We start from the raw sequence: 19100 nt of genomic DNA, 5'->3' as shown, positions 1-19100 counted from the left end.
CCGCATTGGACAAAACACGAACGCTATGATGAACTGGAACCAATTGATATCGACACGACGGCTGGGCAAAGGCCCGGCTGTGAAAGAAGAAGACCTGTATAACCGAACACAGTTTCAGCGCGACTACGACCGCATTATTTTCTCGTCGCCCTTTCGCCGGATGCAAAACAAAACACAAGTTTTTCCGTTGCCGGGGAGCATTTTTGTGCACAACCGCCTCACCCACTCGCTCGAAGTGGCCAGCGTAGGCCGCTCACTGGGCAACATCCTGTCGGAAAAACTGATCCAATCGGGCGAAAAAAGCCCGTTGCTGTATGAGTTGGGCGCCGTGGTTTCAGCAGGCTGCCTGGCCCACGACATGGGCAACCCGCCCTTTGGCCATGCCGGCGAAGAAGCCATCTCTAATTATTTCAGGGAAGGTAACGGGAAAACCCTGGAAATGCTGGTGTCGCCCGAGGAATGGAGCGACTTTCTGTATTTCGACGGGAATGCCAATGCCCTGCGCCTGTTGGGGCACCAGTTTGAAGGACGGCGCGAAGGCGGCTTTGCCCTCACCTACACCACGCTGGCTTCGATTGTAAAATACCCGTTCGAATCGGTGGGGGTGAGCAAACCCAAGTTTGGCTTTTTTCAATCCGAAAAAAACCTGTACCACGATATTGCCCGGGAGCTGGGTATCATCCAATTGGAAAGCAACCCGATGAAATTTGTCCGCCACCCGCTGGTTTTTCTGGTGGAGGCTGCCGACGACATCTGCTACCAGATTATGGACCTGGAAGACGCCCACAAGCTGAAGATCCTGGACTACAAAACCACCAAACAACTGTTTTTGAATTTCTATGATGAACAGCGGGACAAGCATCTGTTCGACAAGATTGAAAAGACATTTAAGGTTGTGACCGACCAGAATGAGCGCATTGCCTACCTGCGTGCCGGGGTAATCAATAAACTGGTACACGAATGCATCCGGGTGTTTGAAGAACAGCAAGCCGCTATCCTGGAGGGAACTTTCCAATCGGCGCTGATCACCCAGGTGGGTGGCAGTTCAAAAATGGCCATGGAGGAAATTGGCCCGCTGTCGGTAAAAAAAATCTACCGTGACCGCTCGGTCGTTGAAATTGAAATGGCGGGTTACCGGATTCTGGGCACCCTACTCGATGAATTTATCACCGCGGTACTTTCTCCCAAGGCTGGCCTGTCGAGGCGCCTGCTGTCGCTCATGCCCCTGCAATACCGGGGCGACCATCAAACAAGTTACGAAAAAATCCAGTCGGTCATCGATTTCGTTTCCGGCATGACCGACCTGTACGCGCTGGATTTATACCGAAAAATCAAAGGCATCAACCTGCCGGTAATTGGATGATGATTGGTAATTGGTCATTGGGTGTCATTAAGGCATGAACAACTCTGAACTTGGAACTTGGAACTTGGAACTTGGAACTTGGAACTTGAAACTTGGAACTTGAAACCCGGAACTTACAGCTTAGATCTGTCACAACTCCGTGATTCGGATATTGCGCCAGCGCACTTTGATGCCGCCGCCATCGTGGATTTGCAGGGCGATGGCCCCTTTGCCCTTCGCTATTTTCGGATCGTCCAGGTCGCATAGCTGGTGACCATTCAGCCAGGTAGTTACGCGACCACCTTGCAGTCGAATTTTCAACAGATTCCAATCGCCCATGCTCAGGTGAACATCATCTTCGTCCGGAATCTGGTAAAGCCAGCCCCGCCCGTACGATTCGTAAATGCCGCCCGTATCGTGGTTGGGAGGCGCCACTTCCACCTGCCAGCCGGTCACCTTTGTGCCTTCAAAAGTGGAACGGAAAAACACGCCGCTGTTGCCATCGGCTTCCTGTTTAAATTCCAGCTCCAGCTCAAAATCATCGTACCATCTTTCGGTTGACAGGTAGCCGTAAGCCTTGTCAGGCCCGCTTTCACAAATCAGCTCGCCATCCTCAACGTACCACTTCTCGGTACCATGAATGAGCCAGCCATCCAGGTTTTCGCCATTAAATAACGCCTTGGGTTGCTCCTGTGCAGTCAGCACGGCCGAAGTTGCCAACAGGCCGATGAGGTAAAGAAATCGTTTCATACTGGTTTATGGTTAGGGTTGAAAATCCGTTTATTTCCTGCAAAAAATCATTTCCTCCATCTTTGCCTTCTTCGCCTTTCTCTTTTCCTGAATTTTGCCTTTTAGCTTTTTCCTTTTGCCTTGCTCTATTTCCCCAACTCCCTTTTCAGCAAGTTGACATTGTTGTTGAGCCGTTCAATGGTTTCATCCTTCTCCTGAAGCTGGTTTTTCAACTGCTGTATTTCGGCTTTCAACCGGGAGAGTTGTACTTCCTGCGCTTCATATTCTTTATCCTTCAGCAGCCGTTGTTGCTCCAAACGTTCGGCCTCGTCCTTTTTGCGTTTCAGGTCAAACTGAAGATCGGACAACTGGTTTTTCGTCTGGTTGAGCTCACCCGACAGCGATTCGTTTTCGGCCCGAAGGGCAACCTGTGCCGATTTGCCGGTAGCCAGCTCTTCTTCCAGCCTCCGCTTTTCGTATTCAAAAGCATACAGCTTTTCTTCAATCGTGGCATCTTTTTCCTTCACGTTGGAATTTAAGGCATTGATTTGTCCGTTCAGGTTGGTGATCAGTTGATCTTTTTGGGCATTGCTTTCCAACAACTCCTGTTTCATCTTTTCAAAGTCGGCAATCATCTGCCCGATGCGGGTGGCTTTGGCTTCGTTTTCGCCGGTGAGCTCGCGCACCCGCTGTTCGGCCCGCAATTTCGATGATTCCATCTCCACAAATTTCTTCTTGGAAACACAGGCTGTCATCCCCATACTTCCTATTGTCATCCATAAAAGCAATGTCTTTGTCCTCATATTTTTCGTTTTTTGAACACCGTTGCTTACCTCAGGTTGTTTTTCATTTGGCAGGTGTTCGTTTCATTATCAACAGATTTTTTCCTAAGTTCGGTGCTTGTACTCAAAACGCCATCCATCGAAAGATGTTATTTCGCCGGTAATTTTTTTACCATCCGGGCGTTTTAAACAACGGTACCTAAAGTAGGAAAAATCATTCAGCAAAAAAAATCGGCCTCCGCGCCACAACATTTGCAGGATAACGAAAACACCTTTACCTGACTTTAGGAAAATGAACCATCTTAAAATTGACAGCGCATGAGACGAACCATCTTTATTCTTTTTTTACTGATAACAGCACAAGTTTTTGCGCAGCCCCAAACGCTGAAAGGCCGCATTGTTGACGCCGACACACAAGAAGGAGTGGCCTATGCCAATATTGGTATTGAAGGTACGTATTACGGAACCGCCAGTAATCTGCAAGGTTTTTTTGAGCTGAAAGTGCCCGAGGAGTTTTATGGTGAAAAACTGTACGTTTCGGCTGTGGGTTACGAAAATGTGACCTTCGCGGTGACCGATCTGCTGAAACAGGATTTCAACCGCATTGCGCTGAAGGAACAAACCTACAGCATCGAAGGGATCGATGTGGCTGCCCAATCGCGGGTACTGTTCCGGGTGATCAGGACTGCCGCGAAACAAGTACCGGCCATCTTTCAGAAGGGACCACTCGGACTGACCTTTCATTACCTGGAAACGATGCAGGTTGAGGAAGCCGAACCCATCATCCGCGAAGCTATTGTTGACTTGTACGATGAAGCCGGCTATCAAAACCCGTCGATCACAGACGCCTTTGCGAGCCGCAATTACCGCTTCACCCAGGTAAACCGAAACTTTGAACCATACTCGTTCCCATCGGGACAAACCGGGTTTGACGAATTACTGGAAATGGATCTGGCACGCCTGTCGAACACCATTTTTGCCGAACCGTTGCTGAATGATTTTGATCTTCACCTGGAAGGAATTAGCGCATACAATGGCGATTCGGTTTGGGTGATCTCGTACAAAACCAACCAGCCGAACCTGGCACATACCGGCGACTTTTATGCTACCCGGTTGGATGGGAAAATGTACATTTTGAAAAGCAACTACGCCTTGGTGCGCAACGAAATGGTCATCGAAGCCACTAAGAACAACAGCCAAAACCGTTCGCTTTTTACGAATAGCCAGGAGCAGCGGCAGGTACGTTACCACCTGACCAGCCTCTACCAACAACAAGACGGAAAATACGCGCTGAGTTATCTCGACTGCGACAAAACCTACGCCAACGAAAAAGGGGAACAGGTATCGTATTCCCGCAAAGCCGGGGTATTAAAACGAACGAACGCCCCCGAAAAAATAGTCGGGCGAGACTATTTTGAAAATACCACATACATCGAAAGCTTCTGGAAAAGTTTTCACGCAGAAAAGAAATAAAGGCAAGGAACTTAAAATTACTGCAGCGGGTTGGATGAGCGCTATGTTTTTGACTTAAACAACTCCTTCTCGTCAACAGGTTTTACCAACATACTGTCTTTCAGGGTGCGGCTAACGATATTGAAGGGCCCGGTAATAATTTCATCGCCAACCTGCAGGCCTTCAAGAATCTCAATGTTCGTATTATCCTGAATACCGGTAACGACCGGTCGCTTCCAGGCCCGGCCATCCTTGAGCACAAAAACCAGTTCTTCTTTATCGTCTTTCCCGGCCACTTCCGCTGCTTCGTTCTTCTCCCCTTCGTTGGCGACACGGGTGGTAACTGCCTGGATGGGCACAGAAATGACATGCGGACGGGTTTCGGTTTGTATGTCCACCGTAGCCGACATGCCCGGTCGGAAAGGCGAACGGTTCACCCCCGCAGAGTCCATTAAATCGGCATAAGATGATTGAAGCAAAAGCACTTTCACATCAAAGGTGGTTACCTGGTCGCTGGTGCTGCCCACCGTGTTCGCCGAGTTGGCTATTTCGGTAACCAGACCGGTAAATTTCCGTTTCAAGTACGCATCTACTTCCACCAGCGCTGTATCATTTCTCGTCACCTTCACAATGTCATTTTCATTCACATCCACCTTCACCTCCATGCGATCGAGGTTGGCAACCACCATCATTTCGGTTCCCGCATACATATTGGTTCCCACCACACGTTCACCCTTTTCCACATTCAGCCGCGAAACGGTGCCGTCCATCGGAGCATAAATTTTAGTTTTTATCAGCTGTTCATTGGCTTCGGCAACACCGGCTTCGGCCGATTTTACTGAAAAGCCGGCTGCCCGCACTTCCGCCTCGGCCACTTTGTGGGCAGCCTGGGCCGTTTCAAAGTCCGAAGGGGCAATAGCCTGCTGATCAAACAACGTTTGCGCCCTTTTAAAAGCCAGCTCACTTTCTATTAAACGAGCTTCGGCTTGGGCCAGGTAGGCTTTCGACGAATTTAAGGAAGCCTCGGCCCGGTTAAGTGCCTGCACGTACAGATCGGGTTTGATAACCATCAGCAGCTGACCTGCCGTTACCACATCGCCCTCTTCCACGTGCAATTCGATAATTTCGCCCGAAACATCGGGGCTGATCTTCACCTCGGTCTCTGGTTGAATTTTCCCATTGGCCGTAATCAGTTCTGTGATAGTCCGGCTCTCGACAACCTGGGTCACCACTTTCACTTCAAATTCTTTTCCGAACCACCCTTGTTTCTTACCAACCAGCAGGACGATAATCACCACAACCAAAAAGCCAATGGCATAAGGCAGTCGCTTGTTTTTCTTTTTTGCAGTTTTTTGCATGAGCTTGGTTTTTTTGACCGTAAGTTGCGATAACAATTCCGTTCGGAAAATCAGCAAACTTGGATAACCGGAATGATCTTATTGAAGTCAGGTTCCCGGTGGGTTTTCCCGCCGCAATTCTCGTCGGATAAGTCGGTTTAACGGGCGTTGCACCCGAAAATACCAGCCCAGCATCCCGGCAACAAGAAGCAAGGCACTGATAACTAGAGCTCCCAACATCACCGGATGAATGGATCTTTCCCGAAGCTGTTGCTCATCGTACAAATCTTTTTCCAGGTTAAGCTGCTTGGTCCGCAAATCAATTTCGGCCCGGCATCGCTCCAACTCTTTCCGCATCTCCATAAATTCGGGCGTTGCCGCCAGACTGTCGTTTGCTGCCAGTTCTTCTTCGTAAATTTTAATCCGGTTGATCAGCGATTCGCGCTCCTGCCCCATTTGGACCAAATTGCGCCTCACCTGATTGGTTTCGCGGATATTCAGTTCGAGGAAAATGGCAGGCAAAAGCACGCAGGAAAAAAATAACAGTAGTCCGAGAATCGACATAAACTTGTAAAGGTTTCCGGAAGGAGTAGTCATATGCCTGGGTTTTTGAAGATTATTTATCCGTGAATAATTTACCACACTCACAAGTTACGGAAAAATATTCATTGGCAATTCCCTGGAAAAAGAAAAAACCAATGACCCTGCCAGTTAATAATTACCTGCAAGTCATTGGTTCTCTTAGAAGAAGCTTTTCTAAAAAAAACTCTCAATTATTTCAGCACTAAACGGGCTGTACGACGGCTCTTTTGTTCCATAAACACCTGGCGTCCATCTTTCATCTTTGCCAGTGAGGCATCGTTATAAAACCGGATGGTTGCCAGCACTAAGCCGGTATTGTAGCGCACATCGAATTTCTTGCGCAGCTCCACCACCAGCGACTCCAGGCCCACTTCGGGCTCGTCAACGCAAAGCGACAAGTCGATGGCCGACTGCTGGATCAGGTTTACCTTGATGCGGCGGCTCTTAAATAAGGCAAATACCTCCGACAACACATCGATGCTGATAAACGAGAAGTCGTCGGGCGAAAGGGTAACCAGCGCCTGCTTCTTTTTCAGGATATACACCGGAACCAGATCGAGTTGGTGCCCCACTTCATGGATAACTGTTCCGGCCTGATCGGGATAATCGAACGGACGCACCCACAAGGGAATGTTTTTGTTCCGTAACGGCTTTATGGTTTTTGGGTGAATGACCTTTGCCCCGGAATACGACAATTCAATCGCTTCTTTGTACGAAAGCTCTTCCAGTTTTTCGGTTTCGGGAAAATCCACCGGATCGGCATTCAGTACGCCGGGAACGTTTTTCCAGATGGTCACGCTTTCGGCGTTCAGCAAATTTCCCAAAATGGCTGCCGTGAAGTCGGAACCTTCGCGTCCCAGCGTGGTAGTTTGGTTGGTGGTGGTTGATCCGATGAACCCTTGGGTAACATACAAATCGACACCATTAAAGCTAAAATTGTTGTTGACCAGCATGGCCGACCATTTCCAATCCACAATGGCCTCGCGGTAGGTTTCGTCGGTGCGCAGGCTTTCGCGAATGTCCACCCACTTGTTTTTCAAGCCTTTTTCATTCAGGAACGCCGAAATAATGGCTGTTGAAATCAGCTCGCCATAACAAACCAACTGGTCATATTCATAATCAAATTGCAGGGACGGTGTGCGCTCCAACCGCTCCTCCAGCTGCTCAAAAAGCTCATTCACCTGCCCCAGATTTTCTTCGGAAATACCCAGTTCACGGATAATCCCATCGTGGTAGTTCCTGATCTGTTGAAAAATCTCCGCTTTCTTATTGTCTTTTTTGAAATAACTGCGGACCAGGTCTTCCAGCGCGTTGGTTGTACTTCCCATGGCTGAAACCACAATGGCCTTTTTGCCTGGGTACATGTCGATAATAGTCGCCACATTATTAATGGCTGGCGCCGAACTGACAGAGGCGCCCCCAAATTTGAATACCTTCATGCTAATAATTTTATACCATTTTCTACCGGGCAAAAATAGCTAATTCAAAGGAAGTTAAAACAGCTTTTAAAAAAAGCTGATTAAGTTGTCGGTAATCTAATTATCAACCGATTGACGCCTGGCCACAATCCGCATTTCCCCGAGTGGTGAATTTTCTGTACTTTCAACCCTCATTCATCCGAACAGTTTCTGTCGTTGCAATGTTAATCCTGAAAAACAATTTTAATATGACACATCCATCTGTAAAACTTAGCAATGGGTTGGAGATGCCTGTTCTGGGCCTGGGCGTTTTTTTATCGAAAGAAGGCAGCGAGGTGATCAACGCCGTAAAATATGCACTGGAAGTAGGCTATCGAAGCATCGATACGGCTGCCGTTTACAAAAATGAAAACGGCGTTGGGCAAGCCATTCGCGAAAGCGAACTGCCCCGCGAGGAGGTGTTTCTCACATCAAAAGTGTGGAACTCCGACCAAGGTTACCATAACACCCTGCGCGCTTTTGACGAAAGCCTGAACAAGCTGCAAACCGATTATCTCGACCTCTATCTGGTGCACTGGCCAAAAGGTGAAAGCTCGCACGAAAGCTGGACGGCCCTGGAAGAATTGTATGACAGCGGTCGGGTAAAGGCCATCGGTGTGAGCAACTTCATGATACCTCACCTCGAAGACCTGATGAAAGGTTGCCGGATTAAACCCATGGTCAACCAGTACGAATTCCACCCCGAGCTGGTGCAACCCGCGCTGCTCGAATTTTGCAAAAGCCACCAAATTCAGCCCGAAGCCTGGAGCCCGATCATGAAAGGGCGGGTAAACGAAATTCCGGTACTGAAGGCGCTTGCCGCCAAATACCAAAAATCACCGGCACAAATCACCCTGCGCTGGGACATCCAGAAAGGCGTGGTTACCATTCCGAAATCGGTGACCCCGGAGCGGATAAAAATCAACGCCGAAATATTTGATTTCGAGTTGTCGGAAGAAGACATGGTCAAGATCGACGCCTTGGACCAAGGCAAACGGATTGGCCCCGACCCCTTTCATGTGGACTTTTAACCGGGAAAGACTTCCTAAAAAAGAAAGGTTTTCCGGCCATCATTCAGGCCGCGGCAAACCTTTCTTTTTTCGTTAATCCCGCGGGACAGAAAAAATTACTTCAGCATGATGCCGGACACCATACGCCCGGTCTTGACTCCCTCGCGCCGATAGGAATAAAACAATGGCTCGTGCGAATAGCTGCAAAATCCCATTACCTCGATGTTTTGGGCAAGCACGCCCGAATTGATCATCACGATCCGGTTAGCTTCCCACAAATCGAAGTAGGCTTTATGCGCGTTGTCGGCAGGTTTCAGCAGGCCCCGGTGGTCGGGAAAACTCTCGCGCACAGCCACCATCACTTCTTCCCCAACTTCATACGCATGTAAATGGATGGAAGGGCCGATGCCCGCCAGGATATCCTCGGGCTGCGAGTCGAAATTACGCTGCATGGCATGAATGGTTTTGGCCACGATTTTGTTGACAGTTCCCCGCCAACCGGCATGTACGGCAGCAACTACCCGTTGCACCGGGTCGAACAACAGGATGGGAACACAGTCGGCCGTCTGCACGCAAATGCAAATCCCGGGCTGGTTGGTGATCAGCGCATCCGTATCGGGGACATCCGCAGACTGAATGGGCCCATCCACCACCATCACCTGATCGCCGTGCACCTGGCGCGGAAAAACAAACTGTTCTGCCGCTATCTGTAACGACCGGGCAAGCTCGTGGCGAAAAGACGCATACTCGTCAGCCTGGTCACCGGTAAAACGCGAATATCCATCTCTTCCCCAGCCATGCCGGGTAGAGGTAAAATGAAGCACACCAACTTTCGCAAGGTGGTCGAACTGGAAAAACTGCTTCGAGTTTGCTTGTATTACTTTCATATATCTGATTTTCAAAGGCGTTTTGCATATTTATTCCCTCATCTACCCGGAACGGGCACAAAAGTACCTTTTCCAGCCCGCACAAAATTGCCCTGAATCAACAAAATTGCATGATTACCTATGAGTAAAAACAACGCAGAAGTCGTATTGATGTAAAATAGCTCATTTTTATTTTCTCGTTGGAAAACATTTTATTACCCGAATTAAAAACACACCCGCACCTATGAAAACGATTATTATTTTGCTACTACTGGCTTTACCTGCATTTATCTTTGCTCACAGCAAAAAATCAGTAACCGATAATGCTTCTGTCCATGCGGATACGATCAACCAATCTGGCTATACACTTATTTTCATCAACAAAGAAGCCGGTTTCAGCACCGATTTATCTCAAAAATTACAAGAAACTTTCTTTCAGGTTTACCCTGTGTTGTGCAAAAAATATAATCCGGGCTCAACCCGCACGGTTACTTTTGTGGTCGATCCCGCTTACGACGGCGTTGCTGCCACTTCAGGCAACCAGGTCGTGTACAGCCCGCAATGGTTCGACAAACACCCGAATGATATTGACGTGGTGACACACGAAGTTATGCACATTGTGCAGGCTTACGGCCATGGGTCAGGCCCCTGGTGGGTCACCGAAGGCATTGCCGATTACGTGCGCTTCAGGTTCGGGTTGGATAATGCCAAAGCAGGTTGGTCGTTGCCCGATGTAACCGAAAACCAGAATTACGACAACTCGTACCGGATAACGGCCCGTTTTTTTGTCTGGATTGAACAAAACAAGAATAAAAAGTTCGTGGAGAAAATGGATAAAATCATGCGGGACCATAAATATTCCGATGAGGTGTGGGTAAAACTAACCGGAAAAACAACTGCCGAATTGTGGGAAGAATACCAAGCAAACCCAACCATCTGAAATCAACCAAACGTTAACCGGTAAAAATTCTTTCAAACAAGATTATGAAGAAATATTTTGTCCGTTTCAGCCGAATGCTGGTCCTTTATTGTTCAATGGCTGCGACCAGCCAAGCTCAAAATGCCTCAACCAGTTTATGCGATTATGTCGATCCGTTTATCGGGACACAAGAAATGGGACACACCTTTCCCGGCGCCACCGTTCCGTTCGGGATGGTGCAGCTCAGCCCCGAAACCGATACCATTCCCTACAGTGTAAATGGCCGTTATAATGGCGAGGTGTACCGCTACTGTGCGGGTTACCAATACACCGATCCAACCATCGTGGGCTTTGCGCACACCCATTTTAGCGGCACCGGTCACTCCGATTTGGGTGATTTCCTGATTATGCCGACTACCGGTAAACTACAACTGAATCCCGGAACAACTGAACACCCCGAAACAGGCTACCGGTCCCGGTTCAGCCACGAACAGGAAAGTGCCAGCCCCGGCTACTACAAAGTTCTGCTCGAGGATGACAATATCACCGCCGAACTGACGACCACCACACACACCGGTCTTCATCAATACACTTTCCCAAAAACCGATGTTGGCCATATCATTCTGGATATGAATTACAACATCTACAATTATGACGGGAAAGTAATCTGGGCATCGGTTCGGGTTGAAAACGACACGCTGGTAACCGGCTACCGCATCACACGGGGATGGGCCCGTAACCGCTACCTGTATTTCGCGATGAGCTTTTCGAAACCGATCAAAGAATACGGGATGAAAAGCAACGAGAAGCTTGTTTACAAGGGCTTTTGGCGCAAGTTCGATGAAACAAAAAACTTCCCGCAAATGGAAGCGAAAGAGATGGTTAATTATTTCGACTTTGATGTGGCGGATGGCCAACCGGTGAAAATCAAATTTGCACTTTCGGCGGTAAGCACCGAAGGTGCCCGGAAAAACCTGGAAGCGGAAATTCCTCACTGGGATTTTGAAAAGACAAAAACCGAAGCCCGCAACCTGTGGGAGAAAGAACTGGAGAAAGTAAAAATTAAAGCCGGTCATGAAAAGATGGTGGCTTTCTATACGTCATTGTATCACGCGTTCATCAACCCGATTACTTACAACGATGTGGATGGCAAATACCGCGGGTTGGACCAGAACATTTATGAAGCAGACGGATTCACCAACTACACGGTTTTCTCACTGTGGGACACTTACCGTGCGCTTCACCCGCTGTTCACTGTGCTCCAGCCAAAACGGGCCAACGACATGGTGAAATCGATGATCAAGCACTACGAACAAAGCGTTCACCACCTGTTGCCCGTTTGGTCGCACTTTAACAACGAAAACTGGTGCATGATCGGTTACCACGCCGTTCCGGTAATGGTGGATGCATACCTGAAAGGCATTCGCGACTACGACATCGACAAGGCTTTTGAAGCCGTCATCAAGTCGTCCACCCACAACAGTTACGATGGCATTGGCGAGTACATGAAATACGGTTATGCGCCATTCGACAACGTGAACAACTCCGCTTCGCTGACATTGGAATACGCATACGACGACTGGACAATCGCCAAAATGGCTCAGTCTCTTGGGAAAAAAGAAGAAGCCGCAGCTTACCTGAAACGTGCTCAATACTACAAAAACCTGTTTGATCCGGAGGTTGGCTTTATCCGTGCAAAACTTTCGACCGGCGAATGGAAAAAACCTTTCAACGCGCTGAAAACAACCGGCGAGGGCTACATTGAAGGAAATGCCTGGAATTATTCATTCTATGTACCGCAGGATGTGGCCGGATACATGCAGTTGCTGGGGGGCGAAAAGAAGTTCATCTCGCGGCTCGATTCGCTCTTTGAAATGCACTTGCCGGATGAGTTTTTTGAGGAATCGGAAGACATTGACCGTGTTGGAATTATTGGCGGCTATGTGCAGGGGAATGAACCCAGCCACCATGTGCCCTACCTGTACGCCTGGACCAGTTCCCCCTGGAAAACAGCCGAGAAGATTCACCAGATCATCAACACCAAATACAACCCCAAGCCCGACGGGTTGTGTGGAAATGACGACTGCGGACAGATGTCGGCCTGGTACATTTTCAGTTCGATGGGTTTTTACCCGGTTTGTCCCGGAACCAACGAATACGTCATTGGCAGTCCTTGTGTGAACGAAGCGACGATCGACGTCGGCGAGGGTAAAACATTCACCATGAAAGCCAACAGTTTAACGGATAAGAACATTTACATTCAGTCGGTAACACTTAACGGAAAACCGTGGCACAAAACCTACATCACCCACGAAGATGTGATGAATGGCGGCGAACTCATCTTCAACATGGCCGGAAAACCCAACAAAAAATGGGGAACCGGAAAGGAAAGCAAGCCCTATTCGATCGCCACAAACGAAAATTGATTTGTCCCCCACAGTAAAAGCGCACCGAAGCCATCTGCCTCACGACGGATGGCTTCGGTCGTTCATTCACTAGCCCTTCAACAAATCATTCATCTTTTGCTTGTCCAAAATGCGGACCGACCGACGCTGTACCTCGATAAAACCTTCCTGGTCCATCTCGCCCATAGCGCGGGCCAGGGCCGGGCGCGTCACCCCAAAAAACTCGGCCAGCTGGGCCTGCGACAGCGGCAGCTCAACTACTGCCAGCCGGTCGCCAGCCAAATCGAGCAGATAATGGGCAATCTTTTGCCGGATGGTTTTAAATGAAAGGAACTTAATCCGTGACGAAAGGAATTGCGCCCGCGACGAAATGGAATTCAGGTAATTGGTCAGGATACGCTGATCCTTTTGCAACAGCTTTAAAAATTCGGGCTTTGGGATGTAGAGCAGTTCCACCTCGTTGTTGGCCAGCACCGTTACCGGGAAACGGTTGTTCTTTCCAAACAAAAAAGCCGCTGCCAGCGGCCGGGGCGCTTCTATATCCTCAATCTTAATGGTTTTCCCGGTATAATCGGCCATTTCGCCTTTCACACTGCCCGATAGAACAATCACCAGGCTTGAACACTCGTCGCCGGCATGAACAACCAACTCGTTTTTATCAAACCGCTTAATCTGGTAATGTACATCCTCAAAAATACCGGATAGCCGGTCAGGGGTCAATCCCATAAAAACCGGCGACTTGGCCAGTAACTCAAAATCGATCATAAAATGCGTTGTTTGTAATAAATGATACAAAAAGAGGAACAGTGCCGCCCTACTTTTGTTGTGGAAAATAACAGAAAAAAGATGATACGCGAAATAGTTAAGATAGACGAAGAGTTGTGCGATGGTTGCGGATTGTGCATCCCCAACTGCCACGAAGGAGCCTTACAGGTGATTGATGGCAAGGCCAGGCTGATTAGCGAGTTGATGTGTGACGGGTTGGGGGCCTGCCTTGGCCATTGTCCGCAAGGCGCTATTGAGATTGAAAAACGCGAAGCTGAAGAATACGATGAAGTAGCTGTGATTCAACAAATGGTTTCAAAAGGCGAGAACCTGGTCATTGCCCACCTCAAACACCTGAAAGATCATGGCGAAACCGGCTTTTTGCAAGAAGCAGTCCGGTACCTGAAAGCCAACGAGGACAGCCTGGAGCTGGATGTTGCTTACGTAATCAATCAGGTACACAACAGCAAACCGCAGGCACAAGCCTCGTCGGGATGCGCCTCGGGCGGATGCCCCGGATCGGCGCCGGTAAGCTTCGAACGCCCCGCCTTCATGATGGCGCCGGAAGTGGCAGCCCCAGCCGGACAATCGGAACTGCAACAATGGCCCGTACAATTACATTTGATCAACCCGGCTGCCGGATATTTTCAAGGCTCTGATTTGCTGATCGCTGCCGACTGCGCTGCGTTTGCCCACGGCGACTTTCACCGCACCTTCATTCGCGGAAAAAAACTGGTCATCGCTTGCCCGAAACTCGACTCAGGAAAAGAAATTTATGTGGAAAAAATACGTCGTTTAATCGACGACTCCCGTATAAACACCATCACCCTGGTTATTATGGAAGTTCCTTGCTGCGGCGGCCTCACCCAACTGGTGCAGATTGCGGCACAGCAAGCCAAACGCAAAGTTCCGGTAAAAGAAATTGTGGTCGGAATCAAAGGCGACATCCTGTCGGAAGAGTGGATTTAGACAGACTACGCCGGAAACGTTCTTATTTCTGCCATCTTAACCAGTTGAGGTCATTCCGAACTTGTTTCGGAATCTGTTTACGACAGGAAAGATGTTTATTAAAAGCAGAACCTGCAACAAGTTCAGGATGACCCGGCTCAAGAGTCTTTGGAATTTTTAAAAAAGTAAAAATTAAATATTAATAGAATTTAGTTATGGAAAACATGTTTTGCTATCAGTGCCAGGAGGCATCAAAAGGAATTGGATGTACCATTAAAGGCGTTTGCGGAAAAACCAGCGACGTGGCCAATTTGCAGGACACCCTGCTATTCGTTTTGAAAGGAATCGCCATCCTGAACGGCCAGTTACAAACAGTCGGCAAGGCTGAAAAAAGCGTAAACAAAGCCATCTTCGACGGTCTGTTCAGTACCATCACCAATGCCAACTTCGACCATACCGCATTTGTGATCCGCATTAAACGGATGCTGAAACTCCGCGACGAACTGAAAGCCAAAGTAGAAGCAGCAGGCCTATCGGTTGGCGCTCACGAATCGCTGCACTGGACTGCCTCAACCGGCGACGAATTTGAAGCCAAAGCACAAGAAGTAGGCGTTTTGAGCGAAAAGAACGAAGATGTTCGCTCGCTGAAAGAACTTATTATTTACGGGTTGAAAGGATTGGCTGCCTATGCCGAACACGCTTACAACCTGAACCACGAAAAACAGGAAATCTTCGACTTTATGCAAGATGCCCTGGCTGCCACTACCAAAGATCTGTCGGTTGACGAACTGGTTAACCTGACCCTCGAAACCGGTAAATTCGGTGTGGACGTGATGGCCCTGCTCGACGCTGCCAACACCTCGGCCTACGGAAACCCGGAAGTGACCAAAGTGAACATCGGTGTGCGCAACAACCCCGCGATCCTGATTTCGGGCCACGACCTGCGCGACATGGAAGACCTGCTGAAACAAACCGAAGGTACCGGTGTGGATGTATATACCCACAGCGAAATGTTGCCCGCCAACTACTATCCGGAATTCAAAAAATACAAGCATCTGGTAGGTAACTACGGAAATGCCTGGTGGAAACAAAAAGAAGAATTCGAAACCTTCAACGGACCGATCCTGTTCACCACCAACTGCATTGTTCCGCCACTGGAAAAAGCAACGTACAAAGACCGCATTTACACCACCGGCGCCAGCGGACTGGCCGGATCGATGCACATCCCCGACCGCAAACCAGGCGAGATGAAAGATTTCTCGGCCATTATTGAGCATGCAAAAAAATGCGCTGCCCCTACTGAAATCGAGAGTGGCGAGATTGTCGGCGGATTTGCCCACAACCAAGTATTCGAACTGGCCGGACCGATTGTTGAAGCCGTAAAAACCGGCGCCATCCGTAAGTTCTTTGTGATGGCCGGTTGCGATGGCCGCATGATGAGCCGCGAATACTATACCGAGTTTGCCCAAAAACTGCCGCAGGATACCGTGATCCTGACAGCCGGTTGCGCCAAATACCGCTACAACAAACTGCCCCTGGGCGACATCAACGGCATCCCGCGCGTGATCGACGCCGGACAGTGCAACGACTCGTACTCACTGGCCGTGGTAGCGCTGAAACTGAAAGAAATCTTCGAACTGGAAGATGTGAACGATCTGCCCATCGCCTACAACATTGCCTGGTACGAACAAAAAGCGGTGATCGTATTGCTGGCCCTGCTGTACCTGGGCGTGAAAAACATCCACCTTGGACCAACCCTGCCGGCATTCCTGTCGCCAAACGTGGCCAACGTACTGGTACAAAACTTCGGCATTGCCGGAATCACTACCGTGGATGAAGATATGAAACTGTTCCTGGGCGAAGTAGCCTAAGCAAACTGATTTTCATGATAGGTTGAGTGAATGATTGGAAGGTAGAAAACGGGAGGGCTGTCCGCAAGGACGCCCTTTCGTGCTTTACGGCTGTCGCGGATCCCGCCCCGTCCAAAGCAAATTTGTAATGTGTGCCTTATCCTGCAAAAATAAAATTCCAATTCTATTGAATTGCACACCGACACAGATCGGCGCAAGCGAGAAGAGTTTATAACAAATATTTCTCATCAAACTCAATTCCATGATCTTTCAGTAATTCAATCAATTCATCTCTAAAAGTTACTGTTTTGTGGTGTTGCTCCTGTTTTTTCACATATCCAATCAAATGATCCTTGTCTTTAAATGAATAAGTGAAACCACCATACCCGTTTTGCCAGCCGTTGAAATCCGGAAATAGCCGATTGGTTTTGATATAACCTGAACTGGATAATTTAATGTCTTTTACAAGCGATGCCAACGAAACTGATGGATGGATATGAGTTACAATATGGATGTGGTCATCAACACCCCCAATTCGGTATAGGTGACAATCTTTGTTTTTCAGAACTCCCCAAATGTATTTATAGAGTTCTTCCCGATTGGGTTCTAACAGCGTTTGTTCCCGGTTTTTGGTGCTATAAACGATTTGATAAAGGATTTGTGTATAGGTACTCATAGCTTTGTTTTCTATAAATATACCAATCATTTAGCATTTTTTTTATAATCGCGAAGCGATTAAATATGAATAGACATGCATGGAATGCATGGGTTGGAATGCATGGGGAACAATGACAATCGGGGGCAACAGCCACGAATGTGGGTAAATTAGAATGCGATATCGTTTATTCCATATTCAACCCCGTCCCGGGGTTGCGGGCCGCGGAGCGCATTGCCACCTCGGGTTTCACCACATCCACAGGTTGCACCTATGGCTATTCACATTTAACGGGTTTCACCCGTTATCGTTGCATTGCACCAGGCTATTCAAACCACCGCAAAAATCGCAAAGCGATTAAATGTGAATAGCCATGTATGAAATGCATGGGGTTGGAATGCATGGGGAACAATGGCAATCGGGGACAACAACCACGAATGTGGTTAAATTAAAATGCGATATCGTTTATTCCATATTCAACCCCGTCCCGGGGTTGCGGGCCGCGGAGCGCATTGACACTTCGGGTTTCATCACATCCACAGGTTGCACCTATGGCTATTCACATTTAACGGGTTTCACCCGTTATCGTTGCACTGCACCAGGCCATTCAAACCACCGCAAAAATCGCGAAGCGATTAAATGTGAATAGCCATGTATGGAATGCATGGGGATGGAATGTATGGGGAAAAATGACAATCGGGGGCAACAACCACGAATGTGGCTAAATTAGAATGTGATATCGTTTATTCCAGATTCAACCCCGTCCCTGGGTTGCGGGCCGCGGAGCGCATTGAAACCTCAGGTTTCACCACATCCACAGGTTGCACCTATGGCTATTCACATTTAACGGGTTTCACCCGTTGTCGTTGCATTGCACCAGGCCATTCAAACCACCGCAAAAATCGCGAAGCGATTAAATGTGAATAGCCATGTATGAAATGCATGGGGATGGAATGCATGGGGATGGAATGTATGGGGGATGAAATACGTGGTCGCGGGTTGCCGATGTGCCAACAACCACAACGTGGTTGAATCCGGACCAGCCACGGGGCAACATTTCGCAACGCAACAAGGCCTTCCCGCTGACGCACGGCAGGGTTTCTCAACGCAACAACGGCTTCCCCCGGAGCTGTGGCAAGGTTTCGAAACGCAACACGGGCCCACCGCGCATCAACGGCATGATCTCTCCAGTCAACAAGACCTTGCCGCGCATCCGCGGCAGGGTTTCGCAGAGCAACATGCGTGTCTCCCGGGGCAACGGCAAGACTTCGGGGTCCAACACCGATATCCTGCCAGATCGGGATTACAAAGCGGCGCCAGCTTGGGGCATAACGAAAAAAGCCCCACCAGTGAAGGCAGGGCTACAATATATGGCTGGAATACTCCGTCGGTAATATATTATTTTACACCAAGCGTTTTGCGTCGTGTTTAAAGTTGTCAAGCAAAATTACATCGGTCATAGCTCAGACAGGAATTTACGGGCAGGAGTGCCTTTCTTTTTACCTTTCAATACCTGATTAAGCTCTGAAAGTCCTTTTGTTACGCTGTCAACTGCCGGTGATTTTTCAATAATTGTAGCATGACCGGTATTTTTCAGATACTCAATAAGGGCCTTTCCTACTTTTGTTTTTTCGTTTATAATTACTGTTGCCATATTTCTTTTGTTTATAACAAAATTACAAAAAATTGGCCACAAAAAACCCCGGGCTGGTGCGTTTCTATAAAGCGTACCCCTCCGTCCCCTATACTTTGAAAATGCAAAAGTTTGCTGTGACGGGCAAGACACCAATTACAAAGCGGCGGCGAAGTGCGGGCTAAAGGCTCCCAATTGATCCAATTTGATGCCGGAGGCATCGTATGTTTATAGAAAGAGCATGTCGGTGAGAAATTCGGCCCCGGATGGGGGCGCACCGTTGCGGCATATGCCAATTCTATAAACATCCCAACCCGGCTGTTCAGGATTGCCTGACCAGCCACTCTGATCAATATTGGTGCAAATCC

16 protein-coding genes are annotated in these 19100 nt (G+C 48.6%); 7 read left to right on the top strand and 9 right to left on the bottom strand.

What is annotated here, in order from left to right:
* The first annotated feature begins 25 nt into the window (after window positions 1–25).
* A complete protein-coding gene (locus tag N2K84_RS16855; protein WP_282593003.1) occupies window positions 26–1363 on the top strand; it encodes a deoxyguanosinetriphosphate triphosphohydrolase in 1338 nt (445 codons plus the stop codon).
* A 129-nt stretch (window positions 1364–1492) separates the two neighbouring features.
* Here N2K84_RS16855 and N2K84_RS16850 read toward each other — a convergent pair whose 3' ends face one another.
* Window positions 1493–2092 (bottom strand): 3-keto-disaccharide hydrolase, encoded by a 600-nt coding sequence (locus N2K84_RS16850; protein WP_282593002.1) that lies wholly within the window; start codon window positions 2090–2092, stop codon window positions 1493–1495.
* A 125-nt stretch (window positions 2093–2217) separates the two neighbouring features.
* Entirely contained in the window at window positions 2218–2874 is a 657-nt protein-coding gene (locus N2K84_RS16845; RefSeq protein WP_282593001.1) for a hypothetical protein, read from the bottom strand.
* A 297-nt stretch (window positions 2875–3171) separates the two neighbouring features.
* Between N2K84_RS16845 and N2K84_RS16840 the strand changes: the two genes are divergently transcribed.
* Window positions 3172–4326 carry a carboxypeptidase-like regulatory domain-containing protein gene (locus tag N2K84_RS16840; RefSeq protein WP_282593000.1) on the top strand — a complete coding sequence of 385 codons (1155 nt, stop codon included), beginning with the start codon at window positions 3172–3174 and terminating at the stop codon, window positions 4324–4326.
* A 41-nt stretch (window positions 4327–4367) separates the two neighbouring features.
* Here the strand turns inward: N2K84_RS16840 and N2K84_RS16835 are convergent, their stop codons facing one another.
* The 3 genes from N2K84_RS16835 to N2K84_RS16825 form a co-directional block, all read right to left on the bottom strand.
* Window positions 4368–5663, bottom strand: coding sequence for an efflux RND transporter periplasmic adaptor subunit (locus tag N2K84_RS16835; RefSeq protein WP_282592999.1), 1296 nt, complete (start codon window positions 5661–5663; stop codon window positions 4368–4370).
* An 87-nt stretch (window positions 5664–5750) separates the two neighbouring features.
* Window positions 5751–6239 carry a hypothetical protein gene (locus tag N2K84_RS16830; protein WP_282592998.1) on the bottom strand — a complete coding sequence of 163 codons (489 nt, stop codon included), beginning with the start codon at window positions 6237–6239 and terminating at the stop codon, window positions 5751–5753.
* A gap of 176 nt (window positions 6240–6415) precedes the next feature.
* Window positions 6416–7663, bottom strand: a complete 1248-nt coding sequence (locus tag N2K84_RS16825; RefSeq protein ID WP_282592997.1) for an aspartate kinase — start codon at window positions 7661–7663, stop codon at window positions 6416–6418.
* A gap of 227 nt (window positions 7664–7890) precedes the next feature.
* On the opposite strand from N2K84_RS16825, the gene N2K84_RS16820 reads away from it, so the two are divergent.
* Window positions 7891–8712 carry an aldo/keto reductase gene (locus N2K84_RS16820; RefSeq protein ID WP_282592996.1) on the top strand — a complete coding sequence of 274 codons (822 nt, stop codon included), beginning with the start codon at window positions 7891–7893 and terminating at the stop codon, window positions 8710–8712.
* A 95-nt stretch (window positions 8713–8807) separates the two neighbouring features.
* Here N2K84_RS16820 and pgeF read toward each other — a convergent pair whose 3' ends face one another.
* A complete protein-coding gene (gene pgeF, locus N2K84_RS16815) occupies window positions 8808–9578 on the bottom strand; it encodes a peptidoglycan editing factor PgeF (protein WP_282592995.1) in 771 nt (256 codons plus the stop codon).
* A 223-nt stretch (window positions 9579–9801) separates the two neighbouring features.
* Between pgeF and N2K84_RS16810 the strand changes: the two genes are divergently transcribed.
* Window positions 9802–10497 carry a basic secretory protein-like protein gene (locus N2K84_RS16810; protein ID WP_282592994.1) on the top strand — a complete coding sequence of 232 codons (696 nt, stop codon included), beginning with the start codon at window positions 9802–9804 and terminating at the stop codon, window positions 10495–10497.
* A gap of 44 nt (window positions 10498–10541) precedes the next feature.
* A complete protein-coding gene (locus N2K84_RS16805; RefSeq protein WP_282592993.1) occupies window positions 10542–12902 on the top strand; it encodes a GH92 family glycosyl hydrolase in 2361 nt (786 codons plus the stop codon).
* A gap of 69 nt (window positions 12903–12971) precedes the next feature.
* Here N2K84_RS16805 and N2K84_RS16800 read toward each other — a convergent pair whose 3' ends face one another.
* Window positions 12972–13646, bottom strand: coding sequence for a Crp/Fnr family transcriptional regulator (locus N2K84_RS16800; RefSeq protein WP_282592992.1), 675 nt, complete (start codon window positions 13644–13646; stop codon window positions 12972–12974).
* Between the two features lie 81 nt (window positions 13647–13727).
* Here N2K84_RS16800 and N2K84_RS16795 point away from each other — a divergent pair, with 81 nt between their 5' ends.
* Both N2K84_RS16795 and hcp read left to right on the top strand, forming a co-directional pair.
* On the top strand, window positions 13728–14615 hold the full coding sequence (locus tag N2K84_RS16795) for an ATP-binding protein (RefSeq protein WP_282592991.1): 888 nt from the start codon (window positions 13728–13730) through the stop codon (window positions 14613–14615).
* Window positions 14616–14809: 194 nt separating this feature from the next.
* On the top strand, window positions 14810–16465 hold the full coding sequence (gene hcp, locus N2K84_RS16790) for a hydroxylamine reductase (protein ID WP_282592990.1): 1656 nt from the start codon (window positions 14810–14812) through the stop codon (window positions 16463–16465).
* A 208-nt stretch (window positions 16466–16673) separates the two neighbouring features.
* Here hcp and tnpA read toward each other — a convergent pair whose 3' ends face one another.
* Both tnpA and N2K84_RS16780 read right to left on the bottom strand, forming a co-directional pair.
* Window positions 16674–17120 (bottom strand): IS200/IS605 family transposase, encoded by a 447-nt coding sequence (gene tnpA, locus N2K84_RS16785; RefSeq protein ID WP_282592989.1) that lies wholly within the window; start codon window positions 17118–17120, stop codon window positions 16674–16676.
* A gap of 1435 nt (window positions 17121–18555) precedes the next feature.
* Window positions 18556–18753, bottom strand: coding sequence for a hypothetical protein (locus N2K84_RS16780; protein ID WP_282592988.1), 198 nt, complete (start codon window positions 18751–18753; stop codon window positions 18556–18558).
* Between the last annotated feature and the right edge of the window lie 347 nt (window positions 18754–19100).

The sequence above is a fragment of the Gaoshiqia sediminis genome (genome assembly GCF_025907915.1).
Taxonomy (GTDB): domain Bacteria; phylum Bacteroidota; class Bacteroidia; order Bacteroidales; family Prolixibacteraceae; genus Gaoshiqia; species Gaoshiqia sediminis.
This window is presented reverse-complemented; position numbering and strand designations above follow the sequence as displayed.

Coding starts and splice junctions, on each gene's coding strand:
- N2K84_RS16835 (WP_282592999.1), bottom strand. CDS start 5,663: ATGCAAAAAACTGCAAAAAAGAAAAACAAGCGACTGCCTTATGCCATT.
- N2K84_RS16840 (WP_282593000.1), top strand. CDS start 3,172: ATGAGACGAACCATCTTTATTCTTTTTTTACTGATAACAGCACAAGTT.
- N2K84_RS16830 (WP_282592998.1), bottom strand. CDS start 6,239: ATGACTACTCCTTCCGGAAACCTTTACAAGTTTATGTCGATTCTCGGA.
- N2K84_RS16820 (WP_282592996.1), top strand. CDS start 7,891: ATGACACATCCATCTGTAAAACTTAGCAATGGGTTGGAGATGCCTGTT.
- N2K84_RS16825 (WP_282592997.1), bottom strand. CDS start 7,663: ATGAAGGTATTCAAATTTGGGGGCGCCTCTGTCAGTTCGGCGCCAGCC.
- hcp (WP_282592990.1), top strand. CDS start 14,810: ATGGAAAACATGTTTTGCTATCAGTGCCAGGAGGCATCAAAAGGAATT.
- N2K84_RS16810 (WP_282592994.1), top strand. CDS start 9,802: ATGAAAACGATTATTATTTTGCTACTACTGGCTTTACCTGCATTTATC.
- tnpA (WP_282592989.1), bottom strand. CDS start 17,120: ATGAGTACCTATACACAAATCCTTTATCAAATCGTTTATAGCACCAAA.
- N2K84_RS16850 (WP_282593002.1), bottom strand. CDS start 2,092: ATGAAACGATTTCTTTACCTCATCGGCCTGTTGGCAACTTCGGCCGTG.
- N2K84_RS16780 (WP_282592988.1), bottom strand. CDS start 18,753: ATGGCAACAGTAATTATAAACGAAAAAACAAAAGTAGGAAAGGCCCTT.
- pgeF (WP_282592995.1), bottom strand. CDS start 9,578: ATGAAAGTAATACAAGCAAACTCGAAGCAGTTTTTCCAGTTCGACCAC.
- N2K84_RS16805 (WP_282592993.1), top strand. CDS start 10,542: ATGAAGAAATATTTTGTCCGTTTCAGCCGAATGCTGGTCCTTTATTGT.
- N2K84_RS16795 (WP_282592991.1), top strand. CDS start 13,728: ATGATACGCGAAATAGTTAAGATAGACGAAGAGTTGTGCGATGGTTGC.
- N2K84_RS16855 (WP_282593003.1), top strand. CDS start 26: ATGATGAACTGGAACCAATTGATATCGACACGACGGCTGGGCAAAGGC.
- N2K84_RS16845 (WP_282593001.1), bottom strand. CDS start 2,874: ATGAGGACAAAGACATTGCTTTTATGGATGACAATAGGAAGTATGGGG.
- N2K84_RS16800 (WP_282592992.1), bottom strand. CDS start 13,646: ATGATCGATTTTGAGTTACTGGCCAAGTCGCCGGTTTTTATGGGATTG.